General features: G+C 72.3%; 16 protein-coding genes. 10 read left to right on the forward strand and 6 right to left on the reverse strand.

The window, feature by feature from the left end:
- The first annotated feature begins 96 nt into the window (after window positions 1-96).
- From Q8W67_RS20045 to Q8W67_RS20055, 3 genes are all read left to right on the forward strand, one after another.
- Window positions 97-2,022 (forward strand): propionyl-CoA synthetase, encoded by a 1,926-nt coding sequence (locus tag Q8W67_RS20045; protein WP_305549083.1) that lies wholly within the window; start codon window positions 97-99, stop codon window positions 2,020-2,022.
- Window positions 2,023-2,252: 230 nt separating this feature from the next.
- Window positions 2,253-2,672 carry a CopG family transcriptional regulator gene (locus Q8W67_RS20050; RefSeq protein ID WP_305549086.1) on the forward strand — a complete coding sequence of 140 codons (420 nt, stop codon included), beginning with the start codon at window positions 2,253-2,255 and terminating at the stop codon, window positions 2,670-2,672.
- A 77-nt stretch (window positions 2,673-2,749) separates the two neighbouring features.
- Complete coding sequence (locus tag Q8W67_RS20055) at window positions 2,750-4,036, forward strand: PHB depolymerase family esterase (RefSeq protein WP_305549089.1); 1,287 nt, start codon at window positions 2,750-2,752, stop codon at window positions 4,034-4,036.
- Window positions 4,037-4,054: 18 nt separating this feature from the next.
- On the opposite strand, the gene Q8W67_RS20060 is transcribed toward Q8W67_RS20055, so the two are convergent.
- On the reverse strand, window positions 4,055-4,537 hold the full coding sequence (locus tag Q8W67_RS20060) for a hypothetical protein (protein WP_305549092.1): 483 nt from the start codon (window positions 4,535-4,537) through the stop codon (window positions 4,055-4,057).
- Between the two features lie 206 nt (window positions 4,538-4,743).
- Between Q8W67_RS20060 and Q8W67_RS20065 the strand changes: the two genes are divergently transcribed.
- On the forward strand, window positions 4,744-5,862 hold the full coding sequence (locus tag Q8W67_RS20065; protein WP_305549095.1) for an NADH:flavin oxidoreductase/NADH oxidase: 1,119 nt from the start codon (window positions 4,744-4,746) through the stop codon (window positions 5,860-5,862).
- A 9-nt stretch (window positions 5,863-5,871) separates the two neighbouring features.
- Here the strand turns inward: Q8W67_RS20065 and Q8W67_RS20070 are convergent, their stop codons facing one another.
- Window positions 5,872-6,627, reverse strand: coding sequence for a phosphodiester glycosidase family protein (locus Q8W67_RS20070; protein ID WP_305549098.1), 756 nt, complete (start codon window positions 6,625-6,627; stop codon window positions 5,872-5,874).
- A 201-nt stretch (window positions 6,628-6,828) separates the two neighbouring features.
- Between Q8W67_RS20070 and Q8W67_RS20075 the strand changes: the two genes are divergently transcribed.
- The 3 genes from Q8W67_RS20075 (at window position 6,829) to Q8W67_RS20085 (ending at window position 9,707) form a co-directional block, all read left to right on the forward strand.
- Complete coding sequence (locus Q8W67_RS20075) at window positions 6,829-7,338, forward strand: hypothetical protein (protein ID WP_305549204.1); 510 nt, start codon at window positions 6,829-6,831, stop codon at window positions 7,336-7,338.
- Window positions 7,339-7,529: 191 nt separating this feature from the next.
- A complete protein-coding gene (locus tag Q8W67_RS20080) occupies window positions 7,530-8,834 on the forward strand; it encodes an MFS transporter (RefSeq protein WP_305549101.1) in 1,305 nt (434 codons plus the stop codon).
- Between the two features lie 3 nt (window positions 8,835-8,837).
- Window positions 8,838-9,707, forward strand: coding sequence for an amidohydrolase (locus Q8W67_RS20085; RefSeq protein ID WP_305549105.1), 870 nt, complete (start codon window positions 8,838-8,840; stop codon window positions 9,705-9,707).
- Between the two features lie 78 nt (window positions 9,708-9,785).
- Here the strand turns inward: Q8W67_RS20085 and Q8W67_RS20090 are convergent, their stop codons facing one another.
- Both Q8W67_RS20090 and Q8W67_RS20095 read right to left on the reverse strand, forming a co-directional pair.
- Window positions 9,786-9,986 (reverse strand): hypothetical protein, encoded by a 201-nt coding sequence (locus Q8W67_RS20090; protein ID WP_305549118.1) that lies wholly within the window; start codon window positions 9,984-9,986, stop codon window positions 9,786-9,788.
- A 75-nt stretch (window positions 9,987-10,061) separates the two neighbouring features.
- Entirely contained in the window at window positions 10,062-10,622 is a 561-nt protein-coding gene (locus Q8W67_RS20095; protein ID WP_305549121.1) for a cupin domain-containing protein, read from the reverse strand.
- Window positions 10,623-10,778: 156 nt separating this feature from the next.
- On the opposite strand from Q8W67_RS20095, the gene Q8W67_RS20100 reads away from it, so the two are divergent.
- Together Q8W67_RS20100 and Q8W67_RS20105 are read left to right on the forward strand one after the other, a co-directional pair.
- The gene (locus tag Q8W67_RS20100) at window positions 10,779-12,113 is read left to right on the forward strand and encodes an aspartate aminotransferase family protein (protein ID WP_305549124.1); all 1,335 of its coding nucleotides are present in this window, start codon (window positions 10,779-10,781) and stop codon (window positions 12,111-12,113) included.
- Window positions 12,114-12,214: 101 nt separating this feature from the next.
- Window positions 12,215-13,276, forward strand: coding sequence for an SDR family oxidoreductase (locus Q8W67_RS20105; protein ID WP_305549127.1), 1,062 nt, complete (start codon window positions 12,215-12,217; stop codon window positions 13,274-13,276).
- Window positions 13,277-13,419: 143 nt separating this feature from the next.
- Here Q8W67_RS20105 and Q8W67_RS20110 read toward each other — a convergent pair whose 3' ends face one another.
- Both Q8W67_RS20110 and Q8W67_RS20115 read right to left on the reverse strand, forming a co-directional pair.
- Window positions 13,420-14,709 carry an ArgE/DapE family deacylase gene (locus Q8W67_RS20110; RefSeq protein WP_305549130.1) on the reverse strand — a complete coding sequence of 430 codons (1,290 nt, stop codon included), beginning with the start codon at window positions 14,707-14,709 and terminating at the stop codon, window positions 13,420-13,422.
- Between the two features lie 103 nt (window positions 14,710-14,812).
- Window positions 14,813-15,697 (reverse strand): LysR family transcriptional regulator, encoded by an 885-nt coding sequence (locus tag Q8W67_RS20115; protein ID WP_305549133.1) that lies wholly within the window; start codon window positions 15,695-15,697, stop codon window positions 14,813-14,815.
- Window positions 15,698-15,817: 120 nt separating this feature from the next.
- Between Q8W67_RS20115 and Q8W67_RS20120 the strand changes: the two genes are divergently transcribed.
- Window positions 15,818-16,804 carry a nitronate monooxygenase family protein gene (locus tag Q8W67_RS20120; RefSeq protein ID WP_305549136.1) on the forward strand — a complete coding sequence of 329 codons (987 nt, stop codon included), beginning with the start codon at window positions 15,818-15,820 and terminating at the stop codon, window positions 16,802-16,804.
- Window positions 16,805-16,816: the final 12 nt, after the last annotated feature.

Consider the following 16,816-nt stretch of genomic DNA (forward strand, 5'->3'; position numbering starts at 1 on the left):
GTAGCCGCCCGCGATAAACCCGCCTCCCTCCCGCGGAAGAATGGGCTAATCTGCGCGTGGTGCCGCCGAAGAGCGGTCCGCGAGGAAGCGCCAACGATGACGACCGCCAGCCTCCCCGGCCGCTATCCCGAGATCTACGAGGCGGCGCGCCGCGACCCTGAGGCGTTCTGGCTCGACGCGGCGCGGGCGCTCGACTGGTCGCAGGCGCCTGAGCGCGCCTTTGCGCCGGATTCCGGGCCCTACGGCCGCTGGTTTCCGGACGCGACGCTGAACGCCTGCCACAACGCGGTCGACCGCCATGCCGACGGGCTCCGGGCGGACCAGGCGGCGATCCGCTACGATTCGCCCGTTACCGGCACGAAGCGCAGCATTAGCTACAGCGCGCTGCGCGACGCGGTGTCGGTGCTCGCCGCGGTTCTGGCCGGCCTCGGCGTCGGCAAGGGGGACCGGGTGATCCTGTACATGCCGATGGTGCCAGAGGCGCTGTTCGGCATGCTGGCCTGCGCCCGGCTCGGCGCCGTGCACTCGGTGGTGTTCGGCGGCTTCGCGGCCAACGAGCTGGCCGTGCGGATCGAGGATGCGGCCCCGAAGGTCATCCTGGCGGCCTCGTGCGGCATCGAGCCCAACCGGGTGGTCGCCTACAAGCCGCTCCTCGACGCGGCGATCGCCGCGTCGCGGCACAAGCCTGAGTCCTGCCTGATCCTGCAGCGGCCCCAATGCGCCGCCGACCTCGTCGCCGGTCGCGACCACGACTGGGCAGAGACGGTCGCGGCCGCCCAAACGGCGGGGAAGCGGGCGGACTGCGTGCCGGTGGCCGCCACCGACCCGCTCTACATCCTCTATACCTCCGGCACGACGGGCAAGCCGAAGGGTGTGGTCCGCGACACGGGCGGCTACCTCGTGGCCCTGGCCTGGTCGATGCCGAACCTCTACGGCGTGCAGCCGGGCGAGACCTACTTCTGCGCCTCCGACATCGGCTGGGTGGTGGGCCATTCCTACATCGTCTACGCGCCGCTGCTCCACGGCTGCACCACGGTCCTGTACGAGGGCAAGCCGGTGGGCACGCCCGATGCCGGCGCCTTCTGGCGCGTGGTCGCCGAATACGGGGTCGCCTGCCTGTTCACGGCACCGACGGCCCTGCGGGCGATCAAGAAGGAGGATCCGGCCGGATCGCTCATCGCCGATCACGACCTCTCGGGCTTCCGCAGCCTGTTCCTGGCCGGTGAGCGGGCGGACCCGGATTCGGTCGCCTGGGCGGAGCGGGTGCTCGGCCGCCCGGTGATCGACCATTGGTGGCAGACAGAGACGGGCTGGCCGATCGCCGGCAACCCGCTGGGCCTCGGCCTCCTGCCGGTCAAACACGGCAGCACCTGCGTGCCGATGCCGGGTTACCGGGTCGAGGTCCTGGACGAGGGCGGCAAGCCCGTCACGGCCGGCACGATGGGCACCATCGCGATCCGGCTGCCCCTCCCGCCCGGCTGCCTGCCGACCCTCTGGGGCTCGGACGCGCGGATGCGGTCGAGCTACCTCGCCACCTTCCCGGGCTATTACGACACCTCGGACGCGGGGGTGATCGATGCGGACGGCTACATCACCGTCCTCGGGCGGACCGACGACATCATCAACGTCGCGGGCCATCGCCTGTCCACCGGCGGCATGGAGGCGGTGCTGGCCGGCCATCCGGACGTGGCCGAATGCGCCGTCATCGGGATACGCGACGCGCTGAAGGGCGAGGTGCCCTGCGGCTTCGTCGTCCTGAAGGCCCGGGTCGCCCGCGCGCCCGAGGAGATCGAGCGCGAACTCGTCGCCAAGGTGCGCGACGAGATCGGGCCGGTGGCGGCCTTCAAGCTGGTGCTCACCGTGCCGCGTCTGCCCAAGACCCGCTCCGGCAAAATCCTGCGCGCGACCATGAAGCGCATCGCCGACCACGAGCCCTGGACGATGCCGGCGACCATCGACGACGCCACCGCGCTCGACGAGATCGGCGCGAGCCTCAAGGGACGCGGGATCGGCGCGGCCTGAGCCCGCGGCGGGCTCACGACCTGCACCCTGGCGAACGCCGCGACCCGGCGGCGCGCCCGCATCGCAGCGGAGCGCCGCTCCGGGGCGCTCCGATGCGCTCGCGATGACGAGGCCTCCGAGACACGCCGATGTCCGGCGCCAAGCCCACGCGTCACGCCCGCACCTTGTAGTCTGACATCCAGGAACCATCTTCAGACCATCCAACCGGATGGCGTGGAGAGTCTGAGGCGATGACCGAGAACGTGCACGAACTTCGGCCCCGGGTCCCGGACAGCGAGAAGATCACGGTCAATCTCGGCTTCGTCGATCTCGGCCGCGTCGACCTGATGGTCCGCGACGGGTTCTACGCCAACCGCGCCGACTTCATCCGCACCGCCGTGCGCAACCAGCTGGACCGGCAGGAGGAGGCGGTTCGCCAATCCGTGGCGCGCCGCCAGCTTCGGCTGGGGGTCTCGCACTATGCGCGGGCCGCACTGGAGGCGGCCCGCGATGCCGGCACGCCCCTGCACATCCAGGTCCTCGGCCTCGCCACCATCGCGGCTGACGTCACCCCCGAGCTGGCCCGCGCCGCGATCGCCTCCGTCGAGGTGCTCGGCGCCTTCCAGGCCAGCCCCGCCGTCAAGGCTGCACTGGCCGACCGTATCGCCTGACGCTCGCCTACAGCCCGGTAGGACGGCCGAGCGCATCCGCCGACCGTGTCCCGACCGCGCGCAAGAGGATCGACCCGATGAAACACTTTCCCAAGATGGATTTCCTGAACTTCGATCTTTCGAAGCTGGACCTCGCCACGTTCGGCACGCCCGACACGGAGGACGCGCGCGCCGCCCGAGCCGCCCGGGTGACGGAAGCGATGGGGCGGTTCCAGCGCCGGCAGGCCGCAGCCTTCGCCCGCTGGGTCGAGGCGCGCGGAACCCAGGCCGATCCGGAGGGAACTCCCGGGACCACCCTCGACATGGAGGCCCCCGGGACCCCCGGCGGCGCCTGGACGGCGCCGGATCCGGCCGCGGCAGCGGAGCGGGCGGCCCCCGAGGCGGTCGACCTCTCGGCGGTGATGCGCACGCTGCGGGACGGCTTGGCCAAGGGCGGTCTGGCGGTTGGCGGTCTGGCGGTTGGCGGCCTTCCGGCCGGCCGCGGCGTCTCCGTCCCGGTGCCGCCCGGCGCGCGATTCGAGGAGCGGGTGTTCACGGGTACCGCGGGCAGCCGCCGCTACAAGGTCTACGTACCGAGCGGCCATACCGGCCAGAGGCTGCCGGTGATCGTGATGCTTCATGGCTGCACGCAGAACCCGGACGACTTCGCCGCCGGCACGCGGATGAACGCGCTGGCCGAGGAGCAGACCTTCCTGGTCGCCTACCCGGAGCAATCCCAGTCGGCCAACATGCAGCGCTGCTGGAACTGGTACGCGGCCGGCGACCAGGCGCGCGATGGCGGGGAGCCGGCGCTGATCGCCGGGATCGCCCGGGCGGTCGTCGCGGAGTTCTCGGCCGATCCGGACCGGGTCTACGCCGCGGGGCTATCGGCCGGGGGCGCCGCGGCGGCGATCCTGGCAGCGACGCATCCGGACCTCTTCGCGGCCGTCGGCGTCCATTCCGGGCTGGCCTGCGGCTCGGCCCGGGACGTCGCCACCGCCTTCGCGGCGATGAAGGGGCAGGGCGGCGCCACGGGGCGCAACCCGCAGCCGGTCCCCACCATCGTGTTTCACGGCGACGGCGACCGCACGGTGCATCCCGCCAACGGCGACCAAGTGATCGCGCAGGCCATGGCGGTCTCCGACCTCGCCGAGACGGTCAGCGGGGGCACGAGCCCGGGCGGCGTCGCCTATACCCGGACGCTCCGCAGCGACGCCACCGGCCGGGCGCTACTGGAACAGTGGGTCCTGCACGGTGTCGGACATGCCTGGTCGGGGGGCAGCCCGGACGGATCCTACACCGAGCCCCGCGGCCCGGATGCGAGCCGCGAGATGGTCCGGTTCTTCCTGGCCCACGCACGCACGTCCGCCGTCCGGACCCGATGAGCCGGGCCGGCGCTGCCCTCAATCCGCGTCGGACCCGTCCGGATCCTCGTCCGCGTCGGCGGCCGGGACCGAGGGGGCCGGGGCGTCGGCGCTGAAGGTCGTGTCCGTGGAGACGGCGGCCGGCACCCGCTGCGGGTTCGGCTCGGACGGGATCAGGGTCGCGCTCGCCGCGACGAGACCGGCGAGCGCCCGCAGGTCCTGGGGCTGGCGCGGGTCGCGCGAGATCAGCGTCGCGTCCCGCTGGAGGCGGAGGTTGCAGGCCTGCGAGGGCAGGCCGCCGTCCGGCGTGCAGGCATCGTGGCGCGCGCACGCCACGTCGAGTGCGTCGATCGGCGCCAGCGGGGCGTTGTTGCCCGGGCCGCAGTAATTGCCGTGGATCAGGATCTTGGGGCCGCCGAACGCCGCGGGCTGCGCCGCCGCCGGACGAGCGAGGCAGGCCGCGAGGGCGAGGGGGGCGGCGACCAGGGCGGCGATCCGGGCGGAATGTTTCGGGAGTATCATGGGAGGACCTCGAGCGATCTCGCCCCCTCAGGCGCTTCGCGTCGCCGGCTTCAGTCAGGCCGCCGTCCTGCCAGCAATTCCGAGCCGGGCCCTCGGTTCCCGATCGCGGCCGCGCGGGCTGCCGAGGCCGAGCTTCCGCGCCGCAGGGCGCTGGCCCTGGCCGCGGCTTTGCACCACATAGGGTTGCCCCCCTGCCGGAGCCCCCGATGACCGCCCGCCTGTTCGAACCCCTCGCCCTCGACCGGCTCACGCTCGAGAACCGCATCCTGATCGCGCCGATGTGCCAGTATTCGGCCCGCGACGGCGAGGCCACCGACTGGCACATGATGCATCTCGGGCAACTCGCCATGTCGGGAGCCGGCCTGCTGACCCTGGAGGCCACCGCGGTCTCCCCGGAGGCGCGGATCACCGCCTGGGATCTCGGCCTGTACTCGGACGGCTGCGAGAGGGCCCTCGCGCGCGTGCTCGACGCCGTGCGCGAGTACGCGCCGATCCCGATCTGCATCCAGATCGCCCATGCCGGGCGCAAGGCGTCGAGCGCGGCGCCCTGGGCGGGCGGCCAGCAGATCCCGCCTGAGCATCCCTACGGCTGGCGCACGGAGGCGCCCTCGGCGGTCCCGCACGGCGAGTCCGAGGTGCCGCCCCATGCCCTCGATGCCGCCGACCTGAAGCGCATCCGGGATGAATTCGTGGCCACCGCCCGGCGCGCCGTGCGCCTCGGCATCGAGGCCGTGGAGCTGCACGGTGCCCACGGCTACCTGCTGCACCAGTTCCTGTCGCCGATCGCCAACAAGCGCACCGACGCCTACGGCGGCAGCCTCGCCAACCGCATGCGCTTCCCGCTCGAAATCTACGATGCGGTGCGCGACGTGGTCCCGGCGGGCAATCCCGTCTGGCTGCGCGTCTCGGCCACCGACTGGGTCGAGGACGGCTGGGATCTCGACGAGACCGTGGAGCTTGCCCAGGCCCTCAAGCGGGCTGGCTCGCCGGCGCTCCATGTCTCGACGGGCGGCGTCTCGCCGAAACAGGCGATCCGGCTCGGGCCGGGCTACCAGGTGCCCTTCGCCGAGCGGATCAAGGCCGAGACCGGGCTCACCACCATCGCGGTGGGCCTGATCACCGAGGCCGCCCAGGCGGAGGCGATCCTGGCCGAGGGCCGGGCGGACGCGATCTCGCTGGCCCGGGCCATGCTGTACGACCCGCGCTGGCCCTGGCACGCCGCGGCCGAACTCGGTGCGCAAGTGCGGGCGCCCAAGCAGTACTGGCGCTCGCAGCCGCGGGCGTTGAAGGACCTGTTCAAAGATTCGGCGTTCGGGCAGCGGTGAAGCGCCGCCTCAGCGCGCCAGTGCACCGACCAGCGGCCCGAGGGGCCGGCTGATGTCCGACCGGCCGAGACCAGGCGCGTAGAGGCTCGACACCGTGCCGTCGAGGAACAGGGCGTTGCGGCAGCCGAGATCGTCCCGGAACAGCCGCGCGAAGGCCCCGAAGGTCACCGGGCGCTCGGAGATGGCGAACACGACCGTGCGGCCGTCCTCCTGCACCCCGACGCCGTTGCGGATCTTCTGGCTCGGCCCGTCGGCCGAGATCTTCGGGTGGATCTCCCCGTCGATCACCAGCATCGGGCCGGATTGCGTGGCGTAGTCCGGCCGGATCCGAGCCCGGAGGTAATGGGCGGTGTCGAGGACGCCCGCCCGCTCGCCCTTCACCCAGAAGATGCCGTTGGGCTTGAGGTGGAAGTTGCCCGGCCCGTCCGTGGTGGAGACGCGCTTCATCTCGCGCCCGTCCTCGATGTAGAGGCCGACCGGCGCCTGATCCTTGTCGTACATGCCGGCATTCATCGCGAAACCGAGGCGCGCGCCCTGCGTCTCGGCCAGCGAGCCCAGCGAGCCGTAGGGCCGGCCGTCCTCCTGGAGCCAGAACAGCCGCAGGCGCTGCCGCCGCAGGTCGACCGTGCAGACCGTGAACCGTTCGCCCTGGGCCTCGACCGGGCGGCACAGGTCCGGGGTCGCCGGGGCCGCCACAGCCCGGCCGGCGACGGCCGCCAGGGCGAGGAACGCGATCAACAGAGCGTGAACCGGGCGCGTCGTCATGAAGGGTCCGAGATGCCCAAGGGCGGGGAGGGGGCCGATCGAGGCCCTGTCACCTGGGAAAGCGGCGATTTTCGAGCCTCGCCTTGCGCCGGCCTTGCGCCCGCTGCCAGCGGCGGCGCGCCGCGGGGGCCGGCTGAACTGTTTTGCCGATTCGAGCGTTTCTTGGCCACGAGGGCGACGATTCCAGACGGAGATGACGTGATGAAGGTTGCAGTGCTCGGCTCGGCCCTGCTGGCTGCGGGTGCCTTGGCGTTGGCGCCGGCCACCGCCGACGCCCGCGGTTTCGGTGGCGGCGGCTTCCACGGTGGTGGCTTCCACGGCGGCGGTTTCGGTGGTGGCTTCCACGGCGGCGGTTTCCGGGGTGGCTTCGGCGGCGGCGGGTTCCGCGGCGGCTTCGGCGGTTTCCGGGGTGCCGGCTTCCGCCCGGGCGGCTTCGGCTACGGCGGCCGGGGCTTCTACGGCCGCGGCTATCGCGGCGGTTACGGCTACGGCCTCGGCGGCCTGGGTCTCGGCGTCGGGCTGGGCCTGGCAGCCGGCGGCCTCTACGGGGGCTACGGTTACGGCTACCCGGGCTACGGCTACGGTGGCGCATATGCGCCGGTCGGCTACGGGTACGGCGACTACGGCTACGGCGGGGGCTGCTACACGGTCCCGCGCGTGCGGTGGACGCCCTACGGCTACCGCCGGGTCCTGGTCGAGCGCTGCTACTGAGCGACGCGACTCCGGATCTTGGTCATGACCCCCTCGCCGCCGAAGCGGATTCCGGCTCGGCGGCGCGGGCTTCGCCCGAAACGACGGAAAGAGGCCGCCCCAGGGCGGCCTTTTTCTTGACGTGGGCCGCCCCACGCGGTTGGACAGCTCGGCCATAGTACCGATACTGGTATCCGGCGGGGGAGAGCGCGATGCGTACGACAGCCGGGCCGGGGAATGCGGGCGTGGAGGCGGTCGAAATCCGCGACGCCAGCCTCACGGCCTTCTACCGCTCCATGACGCCGCCGGAGCGGCACACCTTCTGGGCCTGCGCCGCGGGGTGGTGCCTCGACGGCATGGACTTCATGATCTACCCGCTGGTCATCGGGACGATCATGAGCCTGTGGCACGTCGATTCCGGCACGGCGGGCCTCGCCTCCACGGTGACGCTGCTGGCCTCGGCGCTGGGCGGATGGCTCGCGGGCTTCGTCGCAGACCGGATCGGCCGGGTGCTCACCCTCCAGATCACGATCCTGTGGTTCTCGGTCTTCTCGCTACTCTGCGCCTTCGTTCAGAACTTCGAGCAGCTGCTTGTCGCCCGGGCGATCCTGGGCCTCGGCTTCGGCGGCGAGTGGGCGGCCGGCGCCGTGCTGATCGGCGAGACCATCCGGGCCGAGTACCGCGGCCGCGCCGTCGGCTCCGTCCAGTCCGGCTGGGCGATCGGCTGGGGCCTGGCGGTCCTGGCCCAGGCGGTGACCTTCTCGCTGCTGCCCCCTGAGACCGCCTGGCGCTGGATGTTCGCGGTGGGCGCCTTGCCGGCGCTCCTGGTGTTCTACCTGCGCCGCTACGTCGAGGAGCCGCAGGTCGCCGCCGAAACCCGCGCTCGCGCCGCCGCGTCCGGGGATCGGCCGAAGATCTGGGAGATCTTCTCCGGGCCGATCCTCAAGACGACCCTGCTCGCATCCCTGGCGGCGGCGGGCTGCCAGGGCGGCTACTACGCGATCACCACCTGGGTGCCGCGCTTCCTCACCACCGAGCGTCACCTGTCGGTCGTGTCCTCCACGGGCTACCTCTCGGCGCTGATCATCGGCTCATTCACGGGCTATCTCGTGGGTGCCTGGCTGGCCGACCGGCTCGGGCGCCGCCCGCTGTTCCTGATCTTCTCGGTCGGCGCCATCGCGGTGGTCGTCGCCTATACGCAGATCCCGCTCTCGAACGGCATGCTCTGGGTGCTGGGCTTTCCGCTTGGGTTCTTCGCCTCCGGCTATTTCTCGGGGATGGGCGCCTTCCTGACCGAACTGTACCCGACCCGCCTGCGCGGCTCGGGGCAGGGGTTCTGCTACAATTTCGGCCGGGGCGTCGGCGCCCTGTTCCCGGCGCTGGTCGGCTATCTCGCCGAGCGCGCCGGCCTCGCCTCGGCCATCGCGATCTTCGCCGCCGTGGCCTACGGGATCTTCTTCCTGGCGGCCTTCGCGCTGCCCGAGACCCGGGGCCGGGTGCTACACGCGGATTCCTGAAGCATGCCCGAGATCCGAGACTGCCCCGCCCCCGATCCGAACCCGGGCGGGCCGACCCGCTACCGGGTGCCGGCCGGCGCGGTGGACACCCACGCCCACGTGATCGGCCTGCCGCCGGCCTATCCGCTCGTGCCGGATCGCAGCTACACGCCCCCGGCCGCGCCGGCGGAACGGTATCTCGCGATGCTCGACGGGACCGGCATGGCCAACGGCGTGCTGGTCCAGGTCAGCGTCCACGGCACCGACAACCGGCTGATGGTGGAGACGCTCCGCGCCAACCGGGCGCGCCTGCGCGGCATCGCGGTGATTCCGCTGGGCCTGCCCGACCGGGAACTGGCCGCCCTGAAGGAGGCCGGGGTGGTGGGCCTGCGCCTCAACGTGCTGTTCGGCGGCGGCGTCGGGCTCGACCAGGTCGAGGCCTACGCGGCGCTCGCCCGGGAGATGGGCTGGCACCTGCAGTTCCTGCTCGACGCCCGGGACCTGCCGCCGATCACCGGCCGCCTGTCGCGCTTGGCCGTACCGCTCGTGTTCGACCATATGGGCCACATGCCGGCCTCGGCGGGCCTCGACCATCCGGGATTCCAGGCGCTGCTCGGCCTCGTGCGCGACGGCCACTGGGTGAAGCTGTCGGGCGCCTTCCGGGATTCCGTGGCCGGCCCGCCCTACGCCGACACGATCCCGTTCGCCCGCGCTCTGAACGAGGTTGCGCCCGAGCGCTGCCTCTGGGGCTCGGACTGGCCGCACGTGGCCGCCTGGGACGGGCCGCCGCGGCTCTCCGCGCTGCTCGACCTGATGGCCGATTGGGTGCCGGATGCGGAACGGCGCCGGCAGCTCTTCGTCGACAATCCGCGCCGGCTCTACGGTTTCGTTTAGGGCGCGGCCGGGCGTTTTCCGCTCGAATCGCTCGGCCGATCTTCCGCGCCGCCGCGCGTCCTGCGACCGGAAGCCGTATCAGACCCGCCGGTCGACGCTCTGGCCCTGACCCGCGGGCGCCGGCGGCCCGGCATTGGCCGCGCCCTGGGCGGCGCTATCCGCCACGAGACCGGCCACGGCCTTCTCGGCCGCGATCTGCTGCCGCGCCACGGCGGTGCCGATCTGCTGGTTCTGGGACGACCCCAGCATCTGGACGGCGGTCGCTGCGAGAGAGGTCATTCACACGGGATAGCAGGCGGCCCCTGAATCCGGCGTTACCCGGATCTGTCGCCTTTGACCGGACAGAGCAGCGTCCTAAAAGCTCGGCGGCGTGCAGGCGCTCACCACCTCGCAGGGATTCGGGCCGACGCAGCGGAAGCGGTGCGGGCGGCGACTGTCGAAGCTGTAGGCGTCGCCGGGGCCAAGGATGCGCCGCTCCTCGCCGACCGTGACCTCCAGGCGTCCGCTCAAGACGATGCCGCCCTCCTCGCCCTCGTGGGAGAGCGGCACGCGGCCGGTATCGGCGCCGGGTTCGTAGCGTTCCTTCAGGAGCTGGAGCTTGCGTCCGAACAGGCTGTCGCCGACCTGCAGGAACGAGATCGCGCCCTTGGCCGACTTGCGGCCGATCTCGGTCAGCTCATGAGCGGCGAAGAACGCCTTGCGCTCGGGTTCCGGCTCCAGGGCGAAGAACTCGGCCATGCCGATCGGAACCCCGTCGAGGATGCGCTTCAGGGCGCCCACCGACGGGTTCACCCGGTTCGCCTCGATCAGCGAGATCGCCGAGTTGGTCACCCCGGCCCGCTTGGCGAGCGACCGCTGAGACAGGCCGTGGCGGGCGCGCACGAAGCGCAGCCGCGCGCCGACATCGATGCTCATCCGCCCCGGCCCCGTTTCAGGTGTTGAGGATCCTGCAACGGTGCCGCCCGCGGCCCCGATTCTGCAAGGGCTTGGGGGCGATCAGAAAAGGACTTGTTGCCCGATCGCCGAAGGTGTCCCCTGGCGATCGTCGCCCGCCCGCCGGAGAGCCGCCCCATGACCGATCATCCCTTGCGCAACGCGCAGTCCCTCGACGCCTTCTGGATGCCGTTCACGGCCAACCGGCAGTTCAAGGCGGCGCCGCGGATGCTCGTGGCCGCGGAGGGCATGCACTACACCGCCGACGACGGCCGCACGGTCCTCGACGGCACCGCCGGCCTCTGGTGCGTCAATGCCGGCCATGGGCGCCGGGGGATCGCCGCCGCGGTGGAGCGCCAGCTCGCGACGCTCGACTTCGCCCCGACCTTTCAGATGGGCCACCCGATCGCCTTCGAGTTCGCCGAGCGGCTCGCCGAGATCGCGCCGGGCGGGCCGGCCGCCGGCCTCGACCGGGTGTTCTTCACCGGCTCCGGCTCGGAATCGGTCGACACGGCGCTCAAGATCGCGCTCGCCTACCAGCGGGCGATCGGGCAGGGCACCCGCACCCGGCTGATCGGCCGCGAGCGCGGCTATCACGGCGTCGGCTTCGGCGGCATCTCGGTGGGCGGCATCGTCTCGAACCGGCGGGTCTTCCCGCAGCTCCCGGGCACCGACCACCTGCGCCACACCCACGACCTCGCCCGCAACGCCTTCACGAAGGGCCAGCCCGAGCACGGGGCGGACCTCGCCGACGACCTGGAGCGGCTGGTGGCGCTCCACGGGCCCGAGACCATCGCGGCCTGCATCGTCGAGCCGGTGGCGGGCTCCACCGGCGTTCTGGTCCCGCCGAAGGGCTATCTCCAGCGCCTGCGCGAGATCTGCACGCGGCACGGTATCCTGCTGATCTTCGACGAGGTCATATCCGGCTTCGGCCGCCTCGGCGCCCCCTTCGCGACGGATTATTTCGGGGTCGTGCCGGACCTCGTCAGCACCGCCAAGGGCCTGACCAACGGCACGGTGCCGATGGGTGCCGTGTTCGCGAGCCGGACCGTGCACGACGCGCTGATGAACGGCCCGGACGGGATCGAGCTGTTCCACGGCTACACCTATTCCGGTCACCCGGTCGCCTGCGCGGCCGGGCTCGCGACCCTCGACATCTACCGGGAGGAGGGGCTGCTGACCCGCGCCGCCGCGGTCGCCGACGATTGGGCGGCGGCGATGCACGACCTGCGCGGCCGCAAGAACGTCATCGACATCCGCACCATCGGGCTGATCGCCGGCATCGAGCTGGCGCCGCGGCCCGAGGCGCCCGGCAGGCGCGCCTACGAGGCGTTCGTGGACTGCTTCGCGCGCGGCCTGCTGATCCGCGTCACCGGCGACATCATCGCGCTCTCGCCGCCGCTGATCATCGAGCGCGGCCAGATCGGCGAGATCGTGGAGGTTCTGGGGGCGGCGATCGACCGGGTCGCGTGAGCTTCGCGCAGGCGCCCTCCGGCGCCGCGCACCCTTGAAGCGGGGGCGTGCCCGCCGCATCTGCCCCGGTTCCGGCGATGGGCCGGGTGCAAGGGTACTTCATGTCGAACACCGCCTTGATCGTCGGCGCCAGCGGGATCGTCGGCAGTGCCACTTCGGCGCTGCTCGCCGGCGCGGGCTGGCGGGTCGCCGGCCTCGCCCGCAAGCCGGTGGCGCAGGCGGGGGTCGAGGCGGTGGTGGCCGACCTGCAGGACCCGGCCTCCCTGGAGCGGGCGCTGGCCGGCCTCGCGCCGACCCACGTGTTCCTCGCGACCTGGCAGCGGCGCCCCACCGAGGCGGAGATGATCCGCGTCAACCGGGCGATGGTCGAGAACCTGCTCGACGCCCTGCGGCCGAAGGGCAGCGTGCGCCACGTCGCCCTGGTGACGGGGCTGAAGCACTATCTCGGGCCCTTCGAGGCCTACGGCCAAGGCAGCCTGCCGCAGACGCCGTTCCGCGAGGATCAGGGCCGGCTCGACATCGAGAATTTCTACTACGCCCAGGAGGACGCGGTCTTTGCCGCGAGCGCCCGCGACGGCTTCACCTGGAGCGTGCACCGTCCGCACACGATCATCGGCAAGGCGGTGGGCAACGCCATGAACATGGGCACGACGCTGGCCTGCTACGCGACCCTGTGCCGGGAGCTGAAGCGCCCTTTCACCTTCCCGGGCTCGGCCATGCAGTGGAACGGGCTCACCGACATGACCGACGCGCGGCTCCTGGCGCGCCACCTGCTCTGGGCCTCTACGGAGCCGAAGGCCGCGAACGAGGCGTTCAACGTGGTCGACGGCGACGTCTTCCGCTGGAGCTGGATGTGGGGCCGGATCGCCGATTGGTTCGGGATCGAGGCGGTGCCGTTCGACGGCACAGTCCGGCCGCTGGAGGCGCGGATGGCGCAGGACGGGCCGGCCTGGGCCGCCATCGTCGCGCGCCACGGCCTGGCCGAGCCGGACCTCGAAAAACTCGCCTCGCCCTGGCACACGGATGCCGATCTCGGCCGCCCGATCGAGGTCGTCACCGACATGAGCAAGAGCCGGCGCCTCGGCTTTACGGCCTACCAGCCCACCGACGACGCGTTCTTCGACCTCTTCAGCCAGCTCCGCGCGGACCGGCTGATTCCCTGACGGTCAGGCTGTCGTCGCGTCGCACAGGCTCGAAGGAACGTCCGGTCCGGCGATGACACGCGTCGTTCCCGACGCGGGGAGGGGACGCGGGCGCGTCCGGCCATCGCCTGCATCCGTCAAGGATATGTGAAACCGTCGCCCCCTCAGCCGGTCCGCCGCTCGGTGCCGCACCATTCGGCCACGAACAACGCCATCGCGGTGGTGCAGCGCTTCACCGAGGCGAGGCTGACGCGCTCGTCGAAGCCGTGGATGCCTTCGGCGGTCGGGCCGTAGCACAGGGCCGGGATTCGGTCGTAGAGGGCGTGCACCCGCGTATCGAGGTAGCAGGGCGACATGAAGCTCTCGAGCGGTGCGCCGATCGCCCGCTCGTGCGCGCGGCCGAGCACGGCCTCGGCCTCCGAGCCCGCCTCCAGCACGTAGCCCTCGACGAAGAAGCCGTTGAAGGTCACGCAGGGGGGGCTGTTGGCCAGGAACGGATCGGTGCGGGCGAAGTCGGCGACAGCGGCCTCGATCTCGGCCGCGGCGCGCGCCGCCGGCACGCCCGGATAGATCGCGACCCGGCAGTCGATCCGGCACCAGGCCGGGACCGAGGAGGCCCAGTCGCCGCCCTCGATCCGGCCGATGTTGAGGTTGATCGGGTGGTCGTCCGCCTCGAAATGCCGGTGCCTATCCTTCTGCGCGTTCCAGCGCGCCTCGAGGTCGCGCAGCGCGCCGATCACCCGGTAGGTGGCATCGATCGCGTTGGCGCCAGCTCCCATCTCGCGCACGTGGACGGGCACGCCCCGAACCTCCACGGTGAACCACAGCACGCCGGTATTGGCACGCACGAGCTTCTCGTCCTCGGGCTCCGGAATCAGAACGGCGTCGGCCCGGTAGCCGCGCAGGTGCGCCGCGAGCGCGCCGTTGCCGGTGGATTCCTCCTCGACCACGGACTGGATCGTCACCGAGGCCGCCGGCTGTAGGCCGAGGCGGGAGAGGGCGTCGAGGGCGAACAGGTTGGCCGCGTGACCGGCCTTCATGTCGCCGGCCCCGCGGCCGTAGAGCCAGTCGCCCGCGATCACCGGATCGAAGGGCGGGTGCGTCCACAGGTCGAGGGGGCCGGCCGGCACCACGTCGACATGGGCCTGGAGGATCAGCGAGCGCCCGGTCTCGGTGGCGGGCCGGTGGTGGCAGACGACGATCGGCGCGTCCGAGTGGCGTTCGTCGATCTTCGAGCCGCCGGGATGGGCCGCGATGGCGGCGCGATCCATGGCGAAGCGCTCGGTGGCGTAGCCCCGGGCCCGGAACGCGCCGAACACGTAATCCTGGCAGGCCTGCTCCGCGCCCCGGAGCGAGGCGAACCGGACCAGGGCCTGCGTGTGCGCGACCTGGTCGGAAAAACCCTCCGCCACGGAGGCTTCGATCTCGGCGGCGAGGACGGGGTCGAGGGCCATGGGATCTCCGGTCAGGTCTGGGTCGGGAGGAGGCGCCCGGTGTCAGGCGGGTGTCAACGGGCGCAGGTCGACCGGCGCACCATCCGTGCCGAAGCGGGTCCCGTCACGCCGAAAAGGCCGTCCGGATCTGCTCGGCGAAGCACGCGAAGGCGACGGTCGGCACGCTGTCGCCGCGATGGACCAGCAGGGTCTGGACGTGCCCGGCCCCCTCGGGCAGCGCGTGGACCGAAAGGCGGCCGGCGCTCCGGGCGGGCTCGGCCACGATCCGCGGGAGCAGGGTCACGCCCATCACGGCCGCCACGCAGCCGATGATGCCGTCCAGCGTCCCGAACTCCATGCGGCGCACGTGCACGAGCCCCTGCCGGGCCAGGAAATCCTCCAGGCGCCGGCGATAGGAGCAGCCGGCGCGGAACACGAGCACCTTCGCCTCCCGGGCGCGCGACAGCCCGTCGAGCAGCGCCTCCAGGCTGGCGATGGCGGGATGCGCCGCCAGAATCAGCTCCTCGGTGAGCACCGGGAGCGCCACGAGCCCCGCCTGCGCCACCGGCCCGGCCACGAAGGCGCCCTCCAGCGACCGATCGAGGACACGGCCGATCAGCCATTCCGTCGGCCCGGTCTCCAGCGCGATATCGACCTCCGGATGCCGGTTGGCGAAAGCGGCGAGCGGACCGGGCAGGCGGAGGGCGGCCGTCGTCTCCATGGCGCCGATCCGCAGCGGCCCGCGGGGCTCCCCCTCGGCCAGGACGGCGTGCTGCGCCTCCGTGAGCAGAAGCCCGACCTGGAGCGCGTAGGGCAGGAGGCGCTCCCCGGCCTGGGTCAGTGTGACCCCGCGGCTGCCCCGGTAGAACAGCGGCACCCGCATGGCCCGCTCCAGGGCACGGATCCGGGCCGTGACGTTCGACTGGACGGTGTTGAGCCGCGCCGCCGCCCGCCCGATCCCGCCGGTCTCGGCCACGGCCGCGAAGAACATCAGGTCGACGCTGTTCATGCCATCTGCTTTCACGATGGCTTCCTTCTGAAGGAATCGTTTTTCGCGCGTCAAGCGGGCCGCTACATCCTGGGCTATCTCGATCCATGCCCGCAGGGCGGGCGATCGCGCGGGGTGGCCATGGCCTTGAGAACCAGACTGACCGAGGCCTTCGGCCTGCGACACCCGATCGTGCTGGCGCCGATGGATCCAGCCTCGGGGGGCGCCCTCGCGGCGGCGGTGAGCGCGGCCGGCGGGCTCGGGCTGATCGGCGGCGGGTACGGCGACCACGCTACGCTCGACCGCGAATTCGCCCTCGCGGGCAATCAGCGGGTCGGCTGCGGCTTCATCACCTGGTCGATGGCCCAGGACCCGTCCCTGCTCGACGCGGCGCTCGCCCGCACGCCCGCCGCCCTGATGCTGTCCTTCGCGGATCCCGCCCCCTTCGCCGACCGGATCCACGCCGCCGGCGTGCCGCTGATCTGCCAGGTGCACACCCTGGCCCATGCCAGGCGCGCCCTGGAGGTCGGCGCCGCGGTGGTGGTGGCGCAGGGCACGGAAGCCGGCGGCCACGGCCTGAGCGCGCGGGGCACGATGGCGTTCGTGCCGGCCGTGGCCGACCTGATCGCCCGCGAGCGGCCGGAGGCGCTGCTGCTCGCAGCCGGCGGCATCGCCGACGGGCGCGGCCTCGCCGCCGCCCTGGCGCTCGGGGCCGACGGCGTCCTGATGGGCACGCGGTTCTGGGCCACCCGGGAGGCGCTGATCCACCCGGCCGCCAAGCAGCGGGTTCTGGCCGCCACCGGCGACGACACCGTGCGGACGCAGGTCTACGACATCGCCCGCCAGCGGGCTTGGCCGGCGCCCTATACCGGCCGGCTCCTGCGCAACGCCTTCATCGAAACCTGGCAGGGCCGCGAGGACGCCCTGCGCGCGGTGGCCGCCGAACGGCGGCGGGACGTGGAGGAGGCGGACGCGGCGGGCGACCACGACGTGGCCAACGTCACGGTCGGCGAGGCGGTGGGGCTGATCGACGACCTGCCGGCCGCCGGCGATCTGGTGGGGCGGATCGCCGAGGAGGCGCAAGCCTGCCTCCTGCGCACCGCCAGCCGGGTCGCGCCCACGCCCTGACCGGCGCTCCGC

The sequence above is a fragment of the Methylobacterium sp. NEAU K genome (assembly GCF_030700285.1).
Lineage (GTDB): Bacteria > Pseudomonadota > Alphaproteobacteria > Rhizobiales > Beijerinckiaceae > Methylobacterium.